At 66.3% G+C, this 20,489-nt stretch carries 20 protein-coding genes; 5 read left to right on the plus strand and 15 right to left on the minus strand.

The features are described 5' to 3' along the window. Positions 1-3 precede the first annotated feature (3 nt). Genes SLQ30_RS19055 through SLQ30_RS19075 form a run of 5 tightly spaced genes read right to left on the minus strand, consistent with a single transcriptional unit; the run spans position 4 to position 6,550 of the window. Positions 4-1,338, minus strand: a complete 1,335-nt coding sequence (locus SLQ30_RS19055) for an LLM class flavin-dependent oxidoreductase (RefSeq protein WP_319447824.1) — start codon at positions 1,336-1,338, stop codon at positions 4-6. Further along, on the minus strand, positions 1,338-3,098 hold the full coding sequence (locus tag SLQ30_RS19060) for an FAD-binding protein (RefSeq protein WP_319447823.1): 1,761 nt from the start codon (positions 3,096-3,098) through the stop codon (positions 1,338-1,340). Before SLQ30_RS19060 ends, SLQ30_RS19055 begins: the two co-directional genes overlap by 1 nt. Further along, positions 3,095-4,012, minus strand: a complete 918-nt coding sequence (locus SLQ30_RS19065) for a 3-carboxyethylcatechol 2,3-dioxygenase (RefSeq protein ID WP_319447992.1) — start codon at positions 4,010-4,012, stop codon at positions 3,095-3,097. Before SLQ30_RS19065 ends, SLQ30_RS19060 begins: the two co-directional genes overlap by 4 nt. Beyond that, positions 3,960-5,672, minus strand: coding sequence for a bifunctional 3-(3-hydroxy-phenyl)propionate/3-hydroxycinnamic acid hydroxylase (locus SLQ30_RS19070; protein WP_319447822.1), 1,713 nt, complete (start codon positions 5,670-5,672; stop codon positions 3,960-3,962). Before SLQ30_RS19070 ends, SLQ30_RS19065 begins: the two co-directional genes overlap by 53 nt. Next, positions 5,672-6,550, minus strand: coding sequence for an alpha/beta hydrolase (locus SLQ30_RS19075; RefSeq protein WP_319447821.1), 879 nt, complete (start codon positions 6,548-6,550; stop codon positions 5,672-5,674). Before SLQ30_RS19075 ends, SLQ30_RS19070 begins: the two co-directional genes overlap by 1 nt. A gap of 108 nt (positions 6,551-6,658) precedes the next feature. Here SLQ30_RS19075 and SLQ30_RS19080 point away from each other — a divergent pair, with 108 nt between their 5' ends. Together SLQ30_RS19080 and SLQ30_RS19085 are read left to right on the plus strand one after the other, a co-directional pair. After that, positions 6,659-7,378: an IclR family transcriptional regulator gene (locus tag SLQ30_RS19080; protein WP_319447820.1), complete on the plus strand. Its 720-nt coding sequence runs from the start codon at positions 6,659-6,661 to the stop codon at positions 7,376-7,378. 17 nt (positions 7,379-7,395) lie between these two features. Next, on the plus strand, positions 7,396-9,009 hold the full coding sequence (locus tag SLQ30_RS19085) for an FAD-dependent oxidoreductase (protein WP_319447819.1): 1,614 nt from the start codon (positions 7,396-7,398) through the stop codon (positions 9,007-9,009). A gap of 16 nt (positions 9,010-9,025) precedes the next feature. Here the strand turns inward: SLQ30_RS19085 and SLQ30_RS19090 are convergent, their stop codons facing one another. From SLQ30_RS19090 to SLQ30_RS19110, 5 genes are all read right to left on the minus strand, one after another. Next, positions 9,026-9,934: an enoyl-CoA hydratase gene (locus SLQ30_RS19090; protein WP_319447818.1), complete on the minus strand. Its 909-nt coding sequence runs from the start codon at positions 9,932-9,934 to the stop codon at positions 9,026-9,028. Between the two features lie 57 nt (positions 9,935-9,991). After that, positions 9,992-11,137, minus strand: a complete 1,146-nt coding sequence (locus SLQ30_RS19095) for a thiolase family protein (RefSeq protein WP_319447817.1) — start codon at positions 11,135-11,137, stop codon at positions 9,992-9,994. A gap of 13 nt (positions 11,138-11,150) precedes the next feature. After that, positions 11,151-11,564, minus strand: a complete 414-nt coding sequence (locus tag SLQ30_RS19100; protein WP_319447816.1) for a Zn-ribbon domain-containing OB-fold protein — start codon at positions 11,562-11,564, stop codon at positions 11,151-11,153. A gap of 61 nt (positions 11,565-11,625) precedes the next feature. Further along, on the minus strand, positions 11,626-12,522 hold the full coding sequence (gene meaB, locus SLQ30_RS19105) for a methylmalonyl Co-A mutase-associated GTPase MeaB (RefSeq protein ID WP_319447815.1): 897 nt from the start codon (positions 12,520-12,522) through the stop codon (positions 11,626-11,628). Between the two features lie 21 nt (positions 12,523-12,543). Continuing rightward, positions 12,544-13,719 (minus strand): thiolase family protein, encoded by a 1,176-nt coding sequence (locus tag SLQ30_RS19110; protein WP_319447814.1) that lies wholly within the window; start codon positions 13,717-13,719, stop codon positions 12,544-12,546. A 78-nt stretch (positions 13,720-13,797) separates the two neighbouring features. Here SLQ30_RS19110 and SLQ30_RS19115 point away from each other — a divergent pair, with 78 nt between their 5' ends. The 3 genes from SLQ30_RS19115 (at position 13,798) to SLQ30_RS19125 (ending at position 15,778) form a co-directional block, all read left to right on the plus strand. Beyond that, positions 13,798-14,562 (plus strand): SDR family NAD(P)-dependent oxidoreductase, encoded by a 765-nt coding sequence (locus tag SLQ30_RS19115; protein ID WP_319447813.1) that lies wholly within the window; start codon positions 13,798-13,800, stop codon positions 14,560-14,562. After that, positions 14,559-15,308 carry an SDR family NAD(P)-dependent oxidoreductase gene (locus tag SLQ30_RS19120; protein ID WP_319447812.1) on the plus strand — a complete coding sequence of 250 codons (750 nt, stop codon included), beginning with the start codon at positions 14,559-14,561 and terminating at the stop codon, positions 15,306-15,308. The genes SLQ30_RS19115 and SLQ30_RS19120 overlap by 4 nt, the downstream gene beginning before the upstream one ends. A 236-nt stretch (positions 15,309-15,544) precedes the next feature. Next, the gene (locus SLQ30_RS19125) at positions 15,545-15,778 is read left to right on the plus strand and encodes a hypothetical protein (protein WP_319447811.1); all 234 of its coding nucleotides are present in this window, start codon (positions 15,545-15,547) and stop codon (positions 15,776-15,778) included. A 146-nt stretch (positions 15,779-15,924) separates the two neighbouring features. Here the strand turns inward: SLQ30_RS19125 and SLQ30_RS19130 are convergent, their stop codons facing one another. Genes SLQ30_RS19130 through SLQ30_RS19150 form a run of 5 tightly spaced genes read right to left on the minus strand, consistent with a single transcriptional unit; the run spans position 15,925 to position 20,480 of the window. After that, positions 15,925-16,842, minus strand: coding sequence for a TauD/TfdA dioxygenase family protein (locus SLQ30_RS19130; RefSeq protein WP_319447810.1), 918 nt, complete (start codon positions 16,840-16,842; stop codon positions 15,925-15,927). A gap of 19 nt (positions 16,843-16,861) precedes the next feature. Further along, positions 16,862-17,923, minus strand: a complete 1,062-nt coding sequence (locus SLQ30_RS19135) for a PhnD/SsuA/transferrin family substrate-binding protein (protein ID WP_319447809.1) — start codon at positions 17,921-17,923, stop codon at positions 16,862-16,864. Positions 17,924-17,958: 35 nt separating this feature from the next. Beyond that, positions 17,959-18,690: an ABC transporter ATP-binding protein gene (locus SLQ30_RS19140; RefSeq protein ID WP_319447808.1), complete on the minus strand. Its 732-nt coding sequence runs from the start codon at positions 18,688-18,690 to the stop codon at positions 17,959-17,961. Next, positions 18,677-19,567 carry an ABC transporter permease gene (locus tag SLQ30_RS19145; protein WP_319447807.1) on the minus strand — a complete coding sequence of 297 codons (891 nt, stop codon included), beginning with the start codon at positions 19,565-19,567 and terminating at the stop codon, positions 18,677-18,679. The genes SLQ30_RS19140 and SLQ30_RS19145 overlap by 14 nt, the downstream gene beginning before the upstream one ends. Further along, the gene (locus SLQ30_RS19150; protein WP_319447806.1) at positions 19,542-20,480 is read right to left on the minus strand and encodes a TauD/TfdA dioxygenase family protein; all 939 of its coding nucleotides are present in this window, start codon (positions 20,478-20,480) and stop codon (positions 19,542-19,544) included. Before SLQ30_RS19150 ends, SLQ30_RS19145 begins: the two co-directional genes overlap by 26 nt. Positions 20,481-20,489 lie beyond the last annotated feature (9 nt).

Consider the following 20,489-nt stretch of genomic DNA (forward strand, 5'->3'; position numbering starts at 1 on the left):
GGCTCAGGCTCCGGTCTTCTCAGCTTCACCGTCCTTCAAAGCCCGCTGCTCCTTCTCCAACTGCGCCGCTTGAACGCGGCCCTCGTTGATCTCGGCCATGGCCTCGGGGATCTCGCTCGACGTGAATTTGCCGCCCTGGCCGGTCGGCAGTCCGCCGAACGAGTAGCTCTCGTCGAACCCGGGGGCCAACGACGCCTCCCGGCGCTTCTCCAACTTCTCGAGCACGGGCTCCAAGCGCTTGTTCTTGGCCGCAACGTGCTTCTCGTCACGCTCGATGAACTCGGGCAGCACCTCCTTGCCCATCAACTCGATGGACTCCATGGTGCCTTCGTGGCTACGCGGGTTGAGCAGCAGGATGATCTCGTCGACGCCGCTCTCCTCGTAGCCGCGCAGGAACTCTCGCACGGTGTCGGGCGACCCGATGGCGCCGCGGCCCGGGCCGTACGCCAGCGTCGGGTCGGCGTCGACCTCTTCGAGGTAACGGTCCCAGACCCCGGTACGACCCGGCGTGTGCATCCCGGTCATGTAGTAGTGCATGATGCCGAACGAGAAGAACCCGCCGCCGACGCCCAGCCGTTGCACGGCCTGCTCATCGGTCTTGGCCACCATCATCGACAGGTCGCCACCGATCGCGAGGATGTTGGGGTTCATCACCGGGGTGACCGGCGAACCGTTCTCCTCGAGCTCCTTGTAGTAACCGTCGACGCGCTCCTTCAGCGGCCCGGGGCCGGTGTAGGCGAAACTCAGTGCGCCGATTGCCTTCTGGGCTGCCATCTGCACCGAAGACGGTCGCGTGCAGGCCACCCAGACCGGAGGATGCGGCCGCTGCATCGGCTTCGGAATGACGTTGCGCGCAGGCATCTCGATGTGCTGGCCCTTGAAACCGGTGAAGGGCTCTTCAATCATGCAGCGGATGGCGACCTCGAGTGCTTCTTCCCATTGGCCGCGCTTGTCGGCAGGGTCGATGTTGAACCCACCGAGCTCGCCGACCGACGACGACTCACCCGTGCCGAACTCGACGCGCCCGTTGGAGATCAGGTCAAGGGTTGAGATGCGCTCGGCGACGCGGGCCGGATGGTTGACGGCGGGCGGCAGGTGCATGATGCCGAATCCGAGCCGAATGTCCTTGGTACGCTGGCTCGCTGCGGCCAGGAACATCTCGGGCGCGGTCGAGTGACAGTACTCTTCGAGGAAGTGGTGCTCGGTCAACCAGACCGTCGAGAAGCCGGCCTTGTCGGCCAACTCGACCTCGTCGAGGCCGTCCTGGAACAACTCGTGCTCGTCACCGTCGGACCACGGCCGGGGCAGGGCGAACTCGTAGAACAGCGAAATCTTCATCAATTACCTCCGGTGGTGTTGAGCGTCGGTTCGTCGGAATCTGTAGTAGGGCTGGTTATTCGAGTCTGAGCGAGGTGCTTGGCGGCCACATAGCCGAAGGCCATGGCGGGTCCGATGGTGGCACCCGCGCCCGCGTAGCTGCGGCCCATGACGGCAGCGGTCACGTTGCCCGTCGCGTACAGGCCCGCGATGACGGAGTCGTCTTCCCGAAGCACTCTGGCGTACTCGTCGGTGCGCAACCCGCCCGAGGTGCCCAAATCGCCGAGGATGATCTGAAACGCGTAGTAGGGCGGCTCGCCGATGGGATACAGGTTCGGGTTCGGCAACGTGGGATCGCCGTAGTAGTTGTCGTACGCGCTGTCACCGCGGTCGAAGTCGTCGTCGTGGCCGCCCCTGGCCAACTCGTTGAACCGCTCGGCGGTCTGGCGCAAATTGGACGCAGGCACCCCGATGGCCGCGGCCAGCTCCTCGAAGGTGTTGCCCTCCTTGACGATCCCGGACTCCAACCAAGCCTTGGGAACCTTCCACCCGGTCGGGACGGGAGCGAACGGAATCTTCGGAATCGGCAGGTGTCCACCGACGACGTAACGATGGAACGAACGGATGTCGGTGACGAGCCAGCACGGAATGTGGGAGATGCCGGAGCGCTGCCCTTCGATCATCGCGTGGGCGAAGTCCATGTACGGCGCCGCCTCGTTGATGAAACGCTTGCCGTCACCGTTCACGACGAACTGCGACGGCATCATTCGCTCGTTGAGCATGAACTGCAGCCTGCCGTCGGGCCAGCACATCGCGGGGAACCACCACGCCTCGTCGAGCAGGTCGGTGGCTGCGCCCACCTTCTCCCCCGCGCGAATACCGTCGCCCATGGCGGCGGGATTGCCGAAGCTCCAATCCTTCTCGAGCTCGGGAAGATGCTGGCGCCGCCACTCCATGTCATGGTCGAAGCCACCGGCGGCCAAGATCACCCCGCGGCGCGTCCCGATGCGCTGAGCTACCCCGTCGCGTTCGACCACCGCGCCGACGACCTGCCCGTCCACGTCGGTCAGCAACTCGGTCAGGGGTGCGTTCAGCCACAGGGGGATGTCGTGGTCCTTGAGCGCCAGCCGCATCCGGGCCGTCAAAGACTGCCCGATGGCGGCCATCCGCTCGCCGAACGCCCGCGCGCGGAACATCCGCCAGATGAGCTTGACCAGGATGGCCTTGCCCCGCCAGTTCTGGCGCACTTGGTAGAAGAGCCGCAGATCCTTGGGTGCGAACCAGATTCCCTTGGGAGCGAGCGCCAACGGAGTGAGCAGGTTTCGCTCCTCGGCGCCCAGCTTGCGCAGGTCGATCTCGGGGACGTTGATGGTGCTCCCGCGCTCCGAACCGCCGGGCAGTTCGGGGTAGTAGTCGGCGTAGCCGGGCTTCCAGACGAACTCGAACCACGAACTCGACTTCTCCAGGAAGTCCATCATCTCCGGTGCGGCGTCGACGTATTGCCGCAGCCGTGCGTCGCTGACCAGCCCGTCGGTGATCTGCTTCAGGTATTCGAACGTGTCGTCCGGGTCGGGCACGTAACCGGCACGGCGTTGCGACGGCGCGCCGGGTACCCAGATGCCGCCGCCAGACAACGCCGTGGAGCCTCCGAACTGGGCCGACTTCTCGACGACCAGGGTGTCGAGGCCTTCGGCGTCGGCCTTGAGTGCGGCGGTCATCCCGCCGCCGCCGGACCCGACCACCAGCACGTCGACCTCGTGGTCGAAGGTGAACTCGTTCATGTCAACACCGCCGTCCTGATCGCGAAGCCCGCGATCAACTCGGGCGCAGCCCGGTAGTAGCGCTGTCCCGTCTCGTATCGACCCTGCGTGGCCAGCGCGGCGAAAGCCGCTATCCACGTGCGTACCTCGTGGGCGGAATTGCCCGCTTGCGCGGCAATCCATTCGTTCGACCACGCGTCGACGTCGGCGATGCGGTTGGTGTCGAGCAGTTCCAGCAGCGCGTGATCCCAATCGGGGTTGAGCGGCTGCAACGGACTGGCGCCGTGCGCGAAGTCGTGCGCAGCGGTCATCACCGCGCTCTGGCGGGCGGCGCGTTGCTCGGCGGACATCGCCTCGCCGTGCACGATGCGGCCGAGTGCCGCAGCAGGCGCGGTCGCCAACGTCGGCACGGGTGGATCATGGGACAGCCCACCGGATCCCATCACCAGCACGCGCTTGCCGAGCGTCGCCAGGAAGTCGCCGACGGCACCGCCGAGCGCCCTCGAGCGCTTGATCGGACCCAACGGGGTAGCCACCGAGTTGATGAAGATCGGGATCACCGGAATCGAATCCGCCGCCCCGAAAATGACTTCCAGTGGTTGTACCGTGCCGTGATCGACGTCCATGCTCGCGGAGATCGACACGTCGACGCCGGCTTCCCACACCGCTTCCGCGCATGCTGTCGCAAGGTCGGCGGGCACGGTGAGCGGGCCGGCATGGGTGCCGTAGTCGCCGACGCCGGTCGCCGCAGTGCCGATGCAGAAGGGCGGCATCAGCCGGTAGAAGAATCCGTTGTAGTGATCGGGCGAGAAGATCACCACGAGTTCGGGGTCGAAGTCGCGCACGAATTCGCGCGCGTCGGTCAGCGCAGAGTCGATGTCTTCAAGGAGCTCTGGTGATGGCCCCGGCAGATTCAGCAGCGGACTGTGCGACATGCAGCACAGCGCCAGTGTTGCTTTCGCCGTCATGGGTAGCGTCTCCTCCTTCCGTCAGACAGAGCACGTCGAACAGCGCGGCGCTCAACTCGGGTGCGAGTTGCGCGATGCACGCGCCCGCGATGCATCGGTCCGGCCGCACGAACAGCACGGACTCGGTGTGAGCGTCGAAGAAAGCCTTCAACGCGCCGGTACGGTCGCCAACGATGACGACCTCTTCGTCATCGTGCCCGGTCCAGTTCAGCTGGGTCAGCGGTCGCAAAGACACGAATGTGGCACCCAACGCCTTCCACCGGGCGAACGCGACGTCGCCAAGCAGCTTGCGCGGGTTGTTGTTCCACGCCAACACCGCGAAGCCGGTGCCGATGGCGTCATCGAGCAGGACGTTCTGAGCCGCCCTGGTGTCGATGCGTGGCTGGATGAACAGCGTGCCGGTCGGCGACGTCGCGGAGCGCGGCGCCACATCGTTTCCGAGCCGGGCGATCGCACCTTGGTCGTAGCGTGGCATCGGCTTGAAACGCATCTCCAACACGTAGCGCTTCAAAGTGGGTACCACCGAGGCGGCTCGAATGAGCCCGTCGCGCAACGTCGCGACTCGGCGGTTGGTCGGCGATATGACCCGGCCGACCATCGTCGAAAGATCGATCATCGCCCTGGCGTGCTTGCGGCGTTCGACGTCGTAGGTGTCCAGCAGCGCGTCACCCGCCTGACCGGTGACGACCGCGGCGAGCTTCCATCCGAGGTTGGCCGAGTCGCGGATACCGCTGTTGTAGCCCTGGCCCTGCCAGACCGGCATCAGGTGCGCGGCGTCACCGGCGACGAACATCCGGCCCTTGCGGAATGCGCCTGCGATCCGGGAGTGGTGGGTGTAGACGCGGTGGCGGATGACCTCGACGCGGTCGGGGTGCGGCACGAAGGGCTTCAACATCGCCGCGATGAAGTCGGGTTGCTCGACCTGCTCATCGGTCTCGTCGGCATGAATCATGAACTCGAAGCGCCGAATTCCGTGGGCGATCGAGATCGACGCGTACGGGCGGGCGGGATCGGCGCCGACCTCGCTGTTGGGGTGACCCAACGGATCCGTCGCGACGTCGATGACCAACCAGCGCGTAGCGGACGTCGTTCCTTCGAAGGACACGCCCATCAGGCCGCGCGTCGCGCTACGCCCACCGTCGCAGCCGACCACGTACCTGGCGGTGACGGACGGCCCGTCCGCGATGTCGACGGTGACGCCGTCGGCGGTCTGTTGGCAGGATTCCATCCGGGCGTTCCAGTTGACGTCGACGCAGTCGAACCGCTCGAGGCCGCGTAGCAGTTCGGCGTCGACCATCGGCTGGACGAACCCGTTGCGCTTGGGCCAGCCGAATCGTGCGTCGGGCGGGGCCATCTCGGCGAGCAGGCGCCGATTGCCGTCATAGAACCGCAGAATCTGATTGGGCACGGTGTGCGGCAGCACGTGCTCCACCACACCGATCGACTGGAACGTTCGCAACGCCTCGTCGTCGAGCCCGACTCCGCGGGGATAGTCGATCAACGATTCGCGTTCGTCGACGACGAGCGTGCGGATTCCTTGCTGTCCAAGGATATTCGCCAGTGTGAGACCGACCGGACCCGCGCCGACGATCAACACGTCTACCGTGCCCTTCGACGACGACTCCATCACACGCGGCCCAGCAGGAAGTCGATGTGCAAGGCGTTGAACGTCTTGGCGTCCTCGTACTGCGGCCAGTGCCCGCAGTCGGGCATCACCTCGAAGCGCGCACCGGGGATCATCGATGCGATGCGGCTGCCCTCGCTGACGTCGGCGGTGGGGTCGTCACTGGTCCACAGCACCAGCGTCGGCGCCTTGATCGCTCCGTATTCCTTTGGCCCCAGTAGGTTTCGGGCGCGTATCTCGGGATCCTGCAGCGCCATGATGTCGCTCATCGCCGCGACGAAGCCGGGCTGGCGGTAGATGCGTTGACGGCTGGCGACGATGTCGTCGTAGTCCTTGGACTTGTCGGCCATCAGCCACTTGATGCGGGCCTGGACGGTCTCCCAGGTCGGGTCCTCGGCGGCTGCCATGGACAGCGCGATGATGCGTTTCATCACCTCGGGGTCGGCCTGCGATCCACCAGCGGTGTTGAGCACCAGTCGGTCGATGCGGTCGGGGTGGTCGGACGCGGCCCGCGCGGCCACCCAGCCGCCGAGTGACTCGCCGGACAGGTGCACGCGGTCGACGCCGATCGTGTCGAAGAAGGCGAGCAGATGGTCGAGGTAGTGCGCGATCTCGAGCGGATGGCCGGGCTTGTCGGTGTAACCGTGGCCGAGCATGTCGATGGACCACGTCGAGAAGTGCTCGGCGTGCGACTCGAGATTGCGGACGTAGGCCTCGGCATGACCGCCGGAGCCATGGAGCAAAACCAGCGTCGGCTTGCTCGTATCGCCGGCGTGCAGGTACCGCGTGCGCACTCCGCCCACGTCGAGATAGCCCTGCGAGCACGGGACGCCCTGGAGGTCACTCCAGACGCTCTCGAACACGGGGGATGACGCTGCCATTCGTTCCCTTTTCCCGTCGGTGATGGAAATCTCATTCTCTTTCCATGCAAGCAATGTGTGCTAATATCGCACACTAATGTGCACTATGTATAGAGCATCACTCTCGCGATGACGTCTGTCAAGGAGAACGGCAGCCCCGTCGATCCCACCCCCGACCGGCTCGCGGCGGGCTCACAGACGCTGGCCAGGGGGTTGTCGGCGCTGCAGGCCGTGTCGGCTTCCCCGTCCGGCATGACCGCCCAACAGGTCGCCGACCACGTCGGAGTGCATCGCACCATTGCGTATCGACTGCTGTCGACGCTCGCGCAGGCCCGCTACGTGGTGAAGGGCGAGGATGGCAAGTACCGGCCGGCCGCCGCGCTGGCGGTACTCGGCGCCTCGTTCGACAACAACCTGCGGGCACTCAGCGTGCCGACGCTGCGCACGTTGGCCGACGACCTCGGCGCGACGGTGTCACTGCTCGTCGCCGAGGGCGATCAGCAGGTGGCGATCGCGGTGATCGTGCCGACGCTCGTCTTCTATCAGTTGTCTTTCCACGAGGGCAGCCGGTACCCGCTGGAGCGGGGTTCGGCGGGCATCGCGCTGCTGGCCAGCATGCCGCCGCGCCCCGGAGAGCGGGACCTGGTGCCACTCACCCGCGAACAGGGCTGGGTGATCACTCACGGCGAGATCGAGCCGGACACCTACGGTCTGGCGGCGCCGGTGCGGCGCAAGGCGCCATCGCCACCCACGTGCATCAACCTCATCTCACACCGCAAGGACGCGCTGCTCGACGGTCGCGATGCGGTCATCGCGGCGGCCAAGCGGCTGTCCGACATCCTCGGCTAGCGAAAGGGACTGACAGCGTGGTCAATTCGGTCGACGAATGGGACGAAGAAGTCGACGTCGTCGTGCTCGGAACTGGAGGAGCGGGGCTTACCGCAGCGCTCACCGCAGCGGTCGGCGGCGCCTCGGTGGCGGTCTACGAGAAGGCCGAGACGGTGGGCGGGACCACCGCGGTATCCGGTGGCATCGTGTGGATCCCTGCACATCACCGCTCCCCCGACGGCGAGCTCACCGTCGCCGACGCCATGCGCTACCTCGAGGCGCAGTCGCTCGGTGCGATGGATACCGAACTCGTCGAGACGTTCGTCCGCACCGGGCCGGAGGTGTTGGAGTTCGTCGAGGCGCACAGTGAACTGCAATTCGAAATTGCTGCCGGCTTCCCCGATTACAAGCCCGAACTGCCCGGCGGACGGCCCAGCGGCGGGCGCTCGCACAACGCCAAGCCATTCGACCTGGCGCGACTCGGCGAGTGGAGCGACCGGATCACCTCGTTCCCAGTGGACTTCAGCAACGTCGGCATCGACGCCGAGACCAGGGCGCGCATCCACGCATCCGTCGACGACATGGACGGTGACTACTGCGTGGCGGGCACCGCGCTCGTCGCCGGACTACTCAAGGGGCTGCTGGACCTCGGCGTGGTGCCGACCACCGAGGCTCGCGCGCTCGAACTGATCGCCGCTGACGGCCGGATCGTGGGCGTCCGAATAAGCCACGGCGGCAAGGATGTCCGGGTGCGTGCCCGGCGCGGCGTGGTGCTCGGCACCGGCGGCTTCGAATGGGACCCGGCGCTCGTCGAGGCGTACCTGCGCGGACCCATGCACGGTCCCGTCTCGCCACCGAACAACACAGGCGACGGACTGCGGATGGCGATGGCACACGGCGCCGATCTCGCGAACATGGGCGAGGCGTGGTGGGTACCCATCGTGCAGTTGCCAGGCGACACCATCGACGGGCATCAACGCAGCCGCAGCGTGCGCCTCGAGCGCACCCGTCCGCGCAGCATCATCGTCAACAGGGCGGGCAAGCGATTTCTCAACGAGGCCGGTGAGTACAACTCGATGGCGGGTCCGTTCCACCACCTCGATCCCCGCTTCGGCTATCTCAACGATCCGGCGTGGATCGTCTTCGATTCCCTACACCTCAAGAAGTACGGGTTCCTCGGCGTCGAACCCGACGGCCCCGCGCCCGATTGGTACCGCAGGTCGGCCGACCTCGCCGAACTGAGCGCGCAGACCGGCATCGACACCGAGGGTCTGGCGCGCACCGTCGAAGCGTGGAACCACAACGTCGAGCACGAGGTCGATCCCGACTTCGACCGTGGCGCAAGCGCTTACGACGGATACTGGGGCGACCCCAACGCGGCCACCCCGGCCTTGCAGACGCTGGGGCCCATCGACACGGCACCGTACTACGCCGTCCCGGTCACCGTCGGGGCGATGGGTACCAAGGGTGGACCTCGCACCGATGCCGACGGGCAGGTATTGCACGTCAGCGGTGAGCCAATCCCCGGGCTCTACGCGGCGGGCAACGCCATGGCGGGCGTGACCGGCAAGGCCTACGGCGGAGCGGGCGGAACCCTAGGCCCCGCAATGGTCTTCGGCTATCGTGCAGGCCGAGCGCTCACGAAGGCTTAACCCTCGCCGAACGACGTCAGTCGTTGAAGTGGACCTTGTCCTTGACGGCGGGCACCACCGGCGGCGCCTCGCGCCAATTCGGAAGCCCGTCAGTCTCGTTGGCGACCGGGAAGCCACCCTGGTGCACCCAGGCCCAGTGGCTGTGGTTGAGCTGGTGCATGGTGAAGCACGCGTTCAGCGAGTTGTAGAAGCCCTGGTTGTCCTGCGTCTGGTTGACCGATTCCTTGATCAGCAGCGCGGCCATCGTCGGCACCTTGGCGATGCGGCGGGCGAACTCCAGCGTCTTGTCGGCCAACTCGTCGGCGGGGAAGATCTTGGAGACCATGCCGAGCGCATGGGCCTCCTCGACGGAGAGCGAGTCGCCGGTGAGCATGAGCTCCTTGGTCTTGCGCGCCCCGAATTCCCATGGATGAGCGAAGTATTCGACACCACACATGCCGAGCCGGGTGCCGACGACGTCGGCGAACGTGGTGTTGTCCGCGGCCACGATCAAGTCGCAGGCCCACATCAGCATGAGCGCCGCGGCGTACACGTCACCGTGCACCTGGGCGACGGTGATCTTGCGCAGGTTGCGCCAGCGGCGGGTGTTCTCGAAGAAGTAGTGCCACTCCTGGAGGATGAGTTTCTCGGCGCCTTCGCGCGTCGCACCGTTCTCCCGGAAGCTCGGGTGCTGGTCGGGTCCGGGCGTGTACTCCGCCATCATGTCCTTCGACCCGAGGTCGTGGCCGGAGGAGAACATCGGCCCGTTTCCGCCGAGGATGACGACGCGGACGTTGTCGTCGGCCTCCGCCTTGAGGAAGGCCTCGTTCAACTCGACGAGCAGTCCGCGCTGCTGGGCGTTGCGCTGGTTCGGTCGGTTCAGCATGATGCGGGCGATCGTGCCCTCGTCGAGGGTCTCGTACGTCACGAAGCGGAAGTCAGCCATGAATCGCACTCTATTCCCATGAGAATGGCATTACCGCAGCGGGTACTGCCGCGGTGATTACAGCGACAGGATGGTCGCCGACGCAGTGCCCGGCGCGCCGTAGACCTGTGCCAATCCGACCCGCGGGGCGCCGGGAACCTGACGGTCGCCTGCCTCGCCCCGCAGCTGCCGCACCAGTTCGTGCATCTGGCGAAGGCCGGACGCCCCGATGGGCTCGCCGTTGGCGATCAACCCGCCGTCGGTGTTGATCGGCAATTCGCCGCCGATCTCGGTGGCGCCGTCGGCGATCAGCTTCTCCTGGTCGCCGTCGGCGCACAGACCGGTCTCGGCCATGTGGATGACCTCGGCGCCCGCGTCGGTGTCCTGCAACTGCGCGATGTCGACGTCCTCGGGTCCGATGCCGGCCACCTCGTACGCGGCCTTGGCGGCGTACACGGTTGGAGACACGTCCGCTTCGGGCGGCGCCGACGTCGCGTGCACCTCGTACGCTCCGAACGTCCGCGTCCGAATCTCGCTGGCCCGCACGTAGACCGGCTTGTCGGTGTACTTGTGTGCCAGGTCGGCGCGACACATGATGACAGCTGCCGCGCCCTCGTCGGGCGCGCAGAACATGAATTGCCGCAACGGGTAGTTCAGCACCGGCGACGCCATGATGTCTTCGACGGATATTTCCTTGCGGCGGAACGCATTCGGGTTCTTCGCGCCGTTGCGGAAGTTCTTGTTGGCTACCCGTGCCAACGTCTCCTCTGAGATCCCGTGCTCGTGCAGGTAGTGGTTGGCCTTGATGCCGAAGAACTTGGTGGTGACGAACTGTCCGTTCTCCGCGTACCACTGCGGAAGCGCCAGCTTGGCCGGGTCGTCGGTGAAGGCGCCGCGGGGGTGCTTGTCGAGTCCGATGGCGATGCCGATGTCGTACTTGCCAAGCCGGATGGTGTCGGCCGTCTGCTGGATGGCACTGGCCGATGTGGCGCACGCGTTGAACACGTTGGTGAACGTGATGCCGGTGAGCCCGACGAGCCGCGTCACCGAGTCGGGGTTGGACACCTCGTAGCTGCCACCAAAACCGAATTGGATGTCCTGCCAACTCAATCCGGCGTCAGTGAGCGCCAGCTGAATGGCATCGGCGCCCATCTCGACGGCCGACTTTTCGAACCGGCCGAATGGGTGCAGTCCGACACCGATGATGGCTACGTCATTGCTCATTGGACAGCCCTTTCTAGACCGGCTGGAAGGCGAAGGTGACGATCTCGTTGCCTTCGGCATCGGTGGTGAACGGAATCATGGTGAGCTCGACCTCCATGCCGAACTTCAGCTTCTCAGGATCATTCTCGGTGAGTCGACCCTCGACGCGCACCACGTCACCTAGCTGAACGAGCCCGACTCCGAATGGGACGAAGTCCTTGCCGGTGGGTCCGGCGTAGGGCGCCCCTGGCGGGAAACCTTGCGTCGTCCAGGCGATCACCGTGCCGCGCCGCGGCAAGAGCACGTCACTCATCTCGGCCTTGCTGCATTTGGGGCAGTGCGACTGCACGGGAAACACCGTGGCTCCGCATGCGGCGCAGCCACTGCCGATCAGCTGGGGATTCTCCTCGGGCCACGTGGAGATTGCGGGGTCGATGGCCTTCTGCATTGAGGCTCCTCAGGCAGCGTTGAAACACACAAGAATACGTTCACGGAATCGTACAACATCATTACTGGAAAGTGGAAAGGTGATTCTCTTTTTCATCGGTGCTGGTGAACAGGGATGCGGCCGCGGCATAGACGTCGAGCCGGCCTTCTGCCACCTCCGCGGCGAGGGCGCCCAGCTCCGGCCGCGTGCGCAGCACGCTCTGGGCCAACGACAGGATCTGGGCGCGCGCCCTTGCTGCGCGCCGTTCCGGGCCGTCGGCGCGGTGATGCGCCTCGATCGCATCCACCAGTTCGCCGATGCCTTCGTTCCGCGCGGCCACGATCTTCAGGATCGGGGCATTCGTCTCCGCGTGCAGGTCACGCATCGTCTGGTCGGCGCCGTCGCGATCCGCCTTGTTGATCGCAACGATGTCGGCGACTTCCAACAACCCCGCCTTGGCCGCCTGAATCGCGTCGCCCGCACCGGGATTGAGCACGACGATGGTCGGGTCGGCGACGGCGGCGATCTCGATCTCGGACTGCCCGACGCCGACGGTCTCGATCAGCACGACGTCATAACGCAGCGCCGCGAGTACCCGGATGGCGGCGGGCACCGCCTCGGCCAATCCCCCGAGGTGGCCGCGGGTGGCGACCGATCGAATGAGCACGTCGTCATCGTTGATGTGGGCGGCCATCCGGATGCGGTCACCGAGCAGTGCGCCTCCGCTGTACGGCGAGGACGGGTCGACGGCGAGCACCGCCACGCGTAGCCCACGCTCCCGATAGGCCGTGACGAGCACCGCAATCGTGGTCGACTTCCCCGCCCCAGGAGGGCCGGTGATGCCGATGACGCGGGCCGTGTCGGTGCCGAGGGCGGCCAGCACCTCACTGCGGCGCGCACTCTCGGCCAGGCTCAGCAGCCGACCGGCGGCCCGGGTAGAACCGTTGCGCGCCGCGGTTATGAGCTCTTCGATGGTCATCAGGTGCGCTGAGTCTACGGCTTATGGGGCCGGAACCTCGATGACCGTGGCTGAGCCCATTCCGCCGCCCGCGCACATGGCCGCGACGCCGATTCCGCCTCCGCGGCGACGCAATTCGTGCACCAGCGTGACCAGCATGCGCGCACCGCTGGCAGCGACGGGGTGGCCGAGCGAGCAACCGCTTCCGCTGACGTTGACGATGTCGGGATTGATGTTCAACAGCTTGACGGTCGCCACGCACATCGCCGCGAACGCCTCGTTGATTTCGAAGAGGTCGACGTCGGACACCGAAAGACCGGCCCGCTTTAGCGCTTTCGGGATGGCCTCGACCGGGGCGAGCCCCGTGAATGCGGGATCGACGCCGACCGATGCCCAGGCCTTGACGGTCCCGAGCGCGGGCAGTCCGAGCCGATCACTGGCGATGGTCAGCACTGCGGCCCCGTCGTTGGCGCCGCACGCGTTGCCCGCGGTGATCGAGAACCCCTCGATCTCCGGGTGCAGGACCTTCAGTGACGCGAGCTTCTCGATCGTGGTGTCGCGGCGCGGATGTTCGTCGGTGTCGAAGAGTCCGTGCGGCGTCTCGATGGGGACGAGCTCCTCCTTGAAGCGACCCTCGTCGATGGCGGCGATGGCCTTGCGGTGCGACCCGAGCGCCCACTCGTCCATCTCTTCGCGCGTCACGCCCGCCGTGACCGCAGCGTTCCAGCCCACGGTGATCGACATGTCCATGTTCGGCGCCTCGGCGGTGTTGGGGTGCGTGGGCGGGAACCAGCCCACCGGCTCGCCGTCGACGATGCGGGAGAACCGTGGTGACGTCGACGCGGAATTCACCCCACCGGCGATGATCAGCTGGTCCATGCCTGCCCGGATGCTGGCCGCCGCGCTCTGCACTGCCGATTGACCCGCTGCGCAGTGCCGGTTCACGGCGAGGCCGGGCACGGTCTGCAGCCCGGCGGTGATCGCGGCATGACGGGCGACGACGCCGCCGCCGTACAACCCCTCCCCGAGGATGACGTCGTCGACGCGCAGGGTTGATTCCCCGGTCGCTGCGCTCCTGCCCGCCGGTACGTCCAGGTCGGCAGCGGCCGCCCCAACTACGTGGTCGGCCAGCGTGTAGGCATCGGTGTCTCGCAACGTGCCCTTGTTGGCGGTACCGATCGGCGTGCGCAGTGCGGAGACGATGACGGCTTCGGGCATGGGCGGACTCCATTTCAACCAGATATGAGAATGCTATTCTCTCAGTCAGAGAGCGTCAGTTGCAAGAAGGGGAACAACATGCAGATTGCGGGAAGCTCAGCGATCGTCGTCGGCGGAGCGGGCGGGTTGGGCGAAGCGACCGTTCGCCGGCTGCACGATGCGGGCGCGAAGGTCGTCGTCGCCGATCTGGCCGACGACAAGGGCAAGGCGCTCGAGAGCGAGCTCGGCGTGCGCTACGTGCCCACCGATGCGACGTCCGAGGAGTCCGTCAACGCTGCGATAGCTGAAGCGGTTGCCCTTGCGCCGCTGCGGATTTCGGTGGACACCCACGGCGGTCCCGCAAGCGGCGGCCGACTGATCGGCAAGGATGGGTCGCCACTGGATCTCGACGGCTTCAAGAAGACCATCGAGTTCTACCTGACCGCGGTGTTCAACGTCATGCGACTCTCTGCCGCCGCCATCGCCAAGAGCGAGCCGCTCGAAGAGGGCGGCCGCGGCGTCATCGTCAACACTGCTTCGATTGCTGGCTACGAAGGGCAGATCGGCCAGCTGCCCTACTCTGCGGCCAAGGGCGGGGTGCTCGGCATGACGCTGGTCGCGGCGCGCGACCTGTCGCCGTTGGGCATCCGCGTATGCACCATCGCTCCCGGCACCATCAACACCCCGGCCTACGGCAAGGCCGGCGACCAACTTGAGCAGTACTGGGGCCCGCAGGTGCCATTCCCCAAGCGCATGGGCCGGTCTACCGAGTACGCCCAACTCGCCCAGAGCATCATCGAAAACGATTACCTCAACGGCGAGATCATCCGCCTGGATGGCGCACTGCGGTTCCCGCCCAAGTGACCGCCTCGCTGAAGGGGAAGGTCGCCTTCGTCGCAGGGGCCAGCCGCGGCATCGGGGCAACGGTCGCCGCGTCGCTTGCTGGTGCGGGCGCAGACGTCGTCGTCGCGGCCCGGTCCGAGCAGCAGGGCAAGTTGCCAGGCACCATCGGATCGGTCGCCGATGCCATCACCGCCGCGGGCGGACGAGCGCTGCCGGTGGCGTGCGACGTGACCAGTGAGGAATCGGTCAACGCGGCCGTTGAGGCGGGGGTCGCCGAGTTCGGCGGCATCGACATCCTCGTTGCGAACGCGGGCGTATTGTGGCTCGGCCCAATCGAATCCACCCCGTTGAAGCGCTGGCAGCTCTGCCTCGACGTGAACCTCACCGGCGTCTTTCTCGTCACCAAGGCCGTCATCCCCCACGTCCGGGCGCGCGGCGGCGGCTCGCTGATGGCCATCACCACCACTGGCGTCACGATGATCGACCAGGGCGCTAACGCGTACTGGGTGTCCAAGGCCGCCGCCGAGCGGCTATACCTCGGACTCGCCGCCGACTTGAAGCCCGACAACATCGCGGTCAACTGCCTCAGCCCGTCGCGGGTGGTACTCACCGAGGGTTGGCAGGCCGGCGGCGGTGGCTTCGAGATTCCACCGGAAATGGTCGAGCCACCCGAAGCCATGGGCAACGCCGCGGTACTGCTGGCCCAGCAGGACGCGAGTGGGATCACCGGCACCGTCCAGCGCTCCGAAGAGCTCATCGCCCGCTGACGCCGACGGTTCACGAGTTCTACACCGGTGTCGTTCGCGCGACCGTAACCACGACGCTGGTGTAGCACTCGCGAGTCCCTCGCCTGGCATCCCCCGATCGGTGGACAACGGATTCACCCGGTCGCTCCACCAGTTACCCGACAGACGTCCTTTTGGATTCGCGACATAGTTATCTCATCGCCGGAACGCACCCGGCAGAGAAACGAAACGCAAACTCAGACAGAAGGATTGAAGAAATGACCAAGACCACCCGGCTATTCGCACTGCCCATCATCTCCGCAGGCATCATCGGCGGCGCCGCCCTCGGACTGGCTGGCACCGCCAACGCCGCTGCCCAGGCGCCCACCGGCCCCGGCTACTCGTACAGCCCGCAGGTCAAGGCGCACCCGGCCCCGTCGGCCACCCCGGGCTGGCGTGCGCACCACGGCGCCCACCACATCGCCGACCTGAATCGCCAAATGGGTCGCTGACCCCACGAACCCACCAGGCTCTCCCGAACATCCCCGGGGAGGGCCTGGTGTTCGTCGTGGGCCGATCTACCAACCGTTGAGGTAGCACTCACGGCGAGAAGTTGCGAGTGACCCTCGCCATGAGCGCTATGTCGACGGGACCGGGGTCAGATCGCCTCGAAGGGCTCGCCGTCGAGCGCGACGGACGGCCTGCCATCGGGTCCCTGCGGAACGTCGCCCACCAGCGTCACGCGATACAACCGTCGGTCATGATCGGTGGTCAGGTCGGTAGGTGCCAGGTGCACAGTGGAACGGTTGTCCCAGAAAGCGATGCTGCCCGGCTCCCACTTGAAGCGCACGGTGTACTCGGGGCGGGTCAGTTCGTCGTAGAACAGCCCGAGCAGCCGCCGGCTCTCGTGTGCTGACACGCCCTCGATGTGCGTGGTGAATCCCGGGTTGACGTAGAGCGCCTTCTCGCCGGTCTCTGGGTGCACGCGGACGACGGGGTGTTCGGTGATCAGCGGCCGTCGGCGTACTCTCCGCTCGTAGTCCTCGGTGGCGGCGGTGCCCTCCGGTGGCGAGAAACGGTGCACCGCACGGAGTCCGTCGGCCAATCGTTGCAACGGCGCAGACAGACCGGCGTACGCGGCGACGGTGTTCGACCAGTGGGTGTCACCGCCGTACGGCGGAATCACCTCGGCGCGCAGGATGGAAGCCGCTGGCGGGTTGACGGCGGCCGTGACGTCGGCATGCCAGTTCGGCTTGTCAAAGCCGCGGCTGTCGGCGTACCGCGCCTTGAACCGGTCGCGAAAGATCGGATAGATCGTCGGGTAGTTCGGATCCGCGATCGAGTCGAAGAGCGGGTGGGCGGGCGTCGGCGCCCCGAACGCCGAGGCGAACCGCAGGTGGTCGTCGTGGTCGATGAACTGGTCGCGGAAGAACACCACCTTCCACTTCAACAGTGCCGCACGGATTTCGGCGACCTGCTGCCCATCCAGCGGCTTGGTCAGGTCGGCGCCGTGAATTTCGGCTCCGGTCCAGCCCGATTGCGGCCGCACGTCGATCGCCTGAACTACCTGTGTCATTGCGGTACTTCCTTTCTCGTCAGGAATTGATGGGCTTTGGTGTCACACCGTCGAGTTGGTTCTGGGCGGTGACGATGTCGTTGTAGCGGCCGTCGACGTACGGTTTGAGGTCGACGTGCGTCTTGGTCGTCCCGGTGCCGTAAAGGCCGTCCGCGACGCTCTGGAACAACTTCGTCGAAGCCGGGTCGATCGGATAGTAGGCGGCGAGGCCGTCCTCGTCGTAGAGTTTCTTGCCCTGTTCGGCCGTGATGCCCTGCTGTTTGACGTAGTACTCGTTGATCCATTGCTCGGCGTGGCTGTCCTTCCAGTTGTTGGCAGCGATGGCCCGACCGACGTAGTCGCCGATGGCCGCCGCCTTGACCGGATCGTCGAGGATCTCCTTGCGCACGATCAGGCTCTGGATACCCGTGTTGATCCCGGTGCCGTCACCGAGGATCGGCGGCGAGCCCAACTGGTAGTACTGGTTGCCAAGTACGATGGCAGCGTCGACCGCGCCGGCTGCAAACGTCGGAACCACCTCGGCCCCAGCAAGTTCCACGGGTTGCACGTCGGTCTTCAGATCCAGGCCGTGCTGCTTGAGCAGCGCCGCAGTGATCATGTGGCGTCCGGAACCCGGTGGGTAGGCGACACGCTTGCCACGAAGGTCCTCGATCTTCGTGACGCCACCGGGCTTGGCCACCAGGAAGTAGCCGCCGCTGGTGCCCGGATTGGCTTGCAGGCCGATCGTCACCAGATCCGTGACGCCGCTGTCGACCGCGATGGGCACCGGCGCCTCGCCGATTGACCCCACGTCGGCCGCCCCCGAGCGCAGCGCCTCGATGACGGCGGACCCGCCGCTGAAGTCGGCGAACTCCACCGAATACGGCGTGTCCTTCCCCGCGTTGGCAAGGTTCCACGGCAGCGACTGCGTGCCGTTCTGCTCCGCAATGACGAGCTTCGTACCGGCTGGCACGTCGACCTTGTTGGCGATCTTCACGGAGTCGATCGCGGTGCTCGCCTCGTCGTCGGACAGCCCACAGGCGGCCAACACCAGCGAACTCATCAGCAGTGCAACGACTTTCCACCGTGATGCAGTGAACATGTTCAGGTCCTTCGTCAAGTGTCCGTGGACACGGTTCAGAGCTCGAGTTCGCCGGTGACGCCCAGTTCGGCAAGGAGTCGGCGCCGCAACGTCGCGAAGTCGTGCGAATCCCTGGCCCGCGGCTTGGCCACCTCCACCTCGACGTCTAGCGATATGACGCCATCGGTTAGGACGATCACCCTGTCGGCCAACAGAATTGCCTCGTCGACGTCGTGGGTCACCAGTAGAACGGCGGGTTCGTGTCGACGGCACAGCGCCACCAGCAGCCCGTGCATCTTGATGCGGGTGAGCGCGTCGAGCGCACCGAACGGCTCGTCGAGCAGCAGCAGTTCGGGCTCACGCACCAGCGCCCTTGCGAGCGCCACCCGCTGCGCTTCTCCCCCGGACAGGGTCCTTGGCCATGCCTTGGCCTTCGCGGCGAGGTTGACCTCGCCCAGTGCGGCACGCCCCTGCTCCCGCACCGCGGCGGTCGCGGGCAGGCCGACGGTCACGTTGGTCAACACCCGCTGCCACGGCAACAGCCGGGGCTCCTGAAACACGATGGCGCGCCGCTCCGGCACCCGGACGTAGCCTTCGAAGTCACCGTCGAGTGCCCCCAGCGCACGCAGGAACGTGCTCTTGCCCGAGCCGCTCCGGCCCAGCAGCGCAACGAACTCGCCGCTGCGGATCTCGAGGTTCAGCTCGTTAATAACGACGTTGTCGCCGAATGTCTTTCGTACTCCTCGCGCTACGACGACGGTGTCGGTCGCCGTCTCAGTCACCGTCATAGGACCGCCTCCAGGTGAGCAGCCGGCCTTCCAGGAACCGCACGATGAGCACCGATGTGAGCCCGAGGATCGCGTAGACCCCGATCAGCACGAAGACCACGTCGATCTGGAAGTACTCGCGGGCGTCGGTCATCATCCGGCCGAGCCCTCGCTTCGCATTGATGGTCTCGGCGAAGATCAGCGACAGCCACGACGCGGTCAGCGCGAGGCGCAGCCCCACTAGGAAGCCAGGCAACGAGCCGGGGATGATCACCCGGTAAATGAGCTCGGCGCGGCCGACTCCGAACGACCGCGCCGCTTCGACGAGACCGGCGTCGACGCTGCGGATTGCGCTGAAGGTGTTGATGTAGATCGCCACCGCCACCGCGAGCGTGATCAGCGTGATCTTGGGTACCTCGCTGATGCCGAACCAGACGATCAGCAACGGCACCAGTGCGAAGTTCGGAACCGCACGCAGCACTTCCATGTTCGCGTCGACGAAGTTCTCACCCACCCGCGACAGCCCCGACACCAACGCCAGCACCAGGCCCAATGCGATCCCGAACGTCGCCCCGTACCCCACCCGCAACAAGCTGGTGAGCAGGTGCTCCTGCAGCGACCCGTCGGCGATCAGGTGGACCGCTGCTTGGACGACTCTGGTCGGAGGCGGCACCGTCCGGTCGTTGAATACCCCAGTGCTGGAGAGCAACTGCCACAGCGCAACGAGCAGCACCGGGCCGAGCAGACGCTGCAACGGGCGCGGGACGAACTGCCTGCGCTCCCGCTTGCCCGCGAGCGCACGCGGGTCGACGAGGGCGGTGCTCGGTGTGACCCGAGCCTCCGCCCGCGCGCGGGAGAGCACGGTGGCCATGTCAGGCGCGCCCGAAGAAATCGCCATCGAGCGAGTCGGATTCGCGACCGTCCGGGCCTACCGGGACGTCGCCGACCAGGGTGATGCGATGCAGTACCCGGTCTCCGTCAAGGTGTTCGAAATCGCGTGGTGCGAGGTGCAGGGCAGCACGGTTGTCCCAGAACGCCACGCTGCCCGGTTCCCACTTGAACCGCACGGCGTACTCGGGACGCGCGATCTCCTCGAACAGCAGGTCGAGCACGTGCCGGCTCTCGCGAGGCGAGAGGTCGACGATCTCGCGCGTGAACGACGGATTGACGTACACCACCCGTTCCTTGGTCTCCGGATGGATCCGGACCACCGGATGCACCGAGGCCAGCGGGTTGGCGCGAACCAGGTCGCCGATCTTCTCCGAGCTGCGATCGGCGGAAACGCTGGCCCCGAAACGGTGTTCGGCGCGCAGGTCGTCGATGAAGGCCCGTATCGATGCCGACAAGCCCTGGTAGACCGCGGCGACGTTGACGAACTGCGTGTCCCCGCCATAGGGCGGCACCACGTCCGCGCGCAGAATCGAGTGCGACGGCGGATTGATCAGCGGGGTCACGTCCGCGTGCCAGCCTGGACCGTTCGGGCTCTGCTTCTTCCGGTACTTGGTGCCGTAGCGGTGGTCGTACGCCGCAGGTGAGACGGTATGGATCTGCGGGAATTCGGGTGGTGCCGAGTCCCCTTCGTAGGGGTGGCCCGGGGTGACGTCGCCGAACTGGGCCCCGAAGGCGATTTGGGCGGCGTGATCGAGCGTCTGATCGCGGAAGAACACCACCTTCCACTGGTGCAACGCCGCGCGGATCACCGCCTGGTCGGCTTCGGACAGCGGCGCGGACAGGTCCACGCCGGTGATCAACGCCCCGGTCCACCCGGACAGCGGCTGTACGTGCAATTCGGTGCTGGTCGCAGCGGTCATCAACACGCC

The sequence above is a fragment of the Mycobacterium sp. RTGN4 genome (assembly GCF_033804635.1).
Classification (GTDB): domain Bacteria; phylum Actinomycetota; class Actinomycetes; order Mycobacteriales; family Mycobacteriaceae; genus Mycobacterium.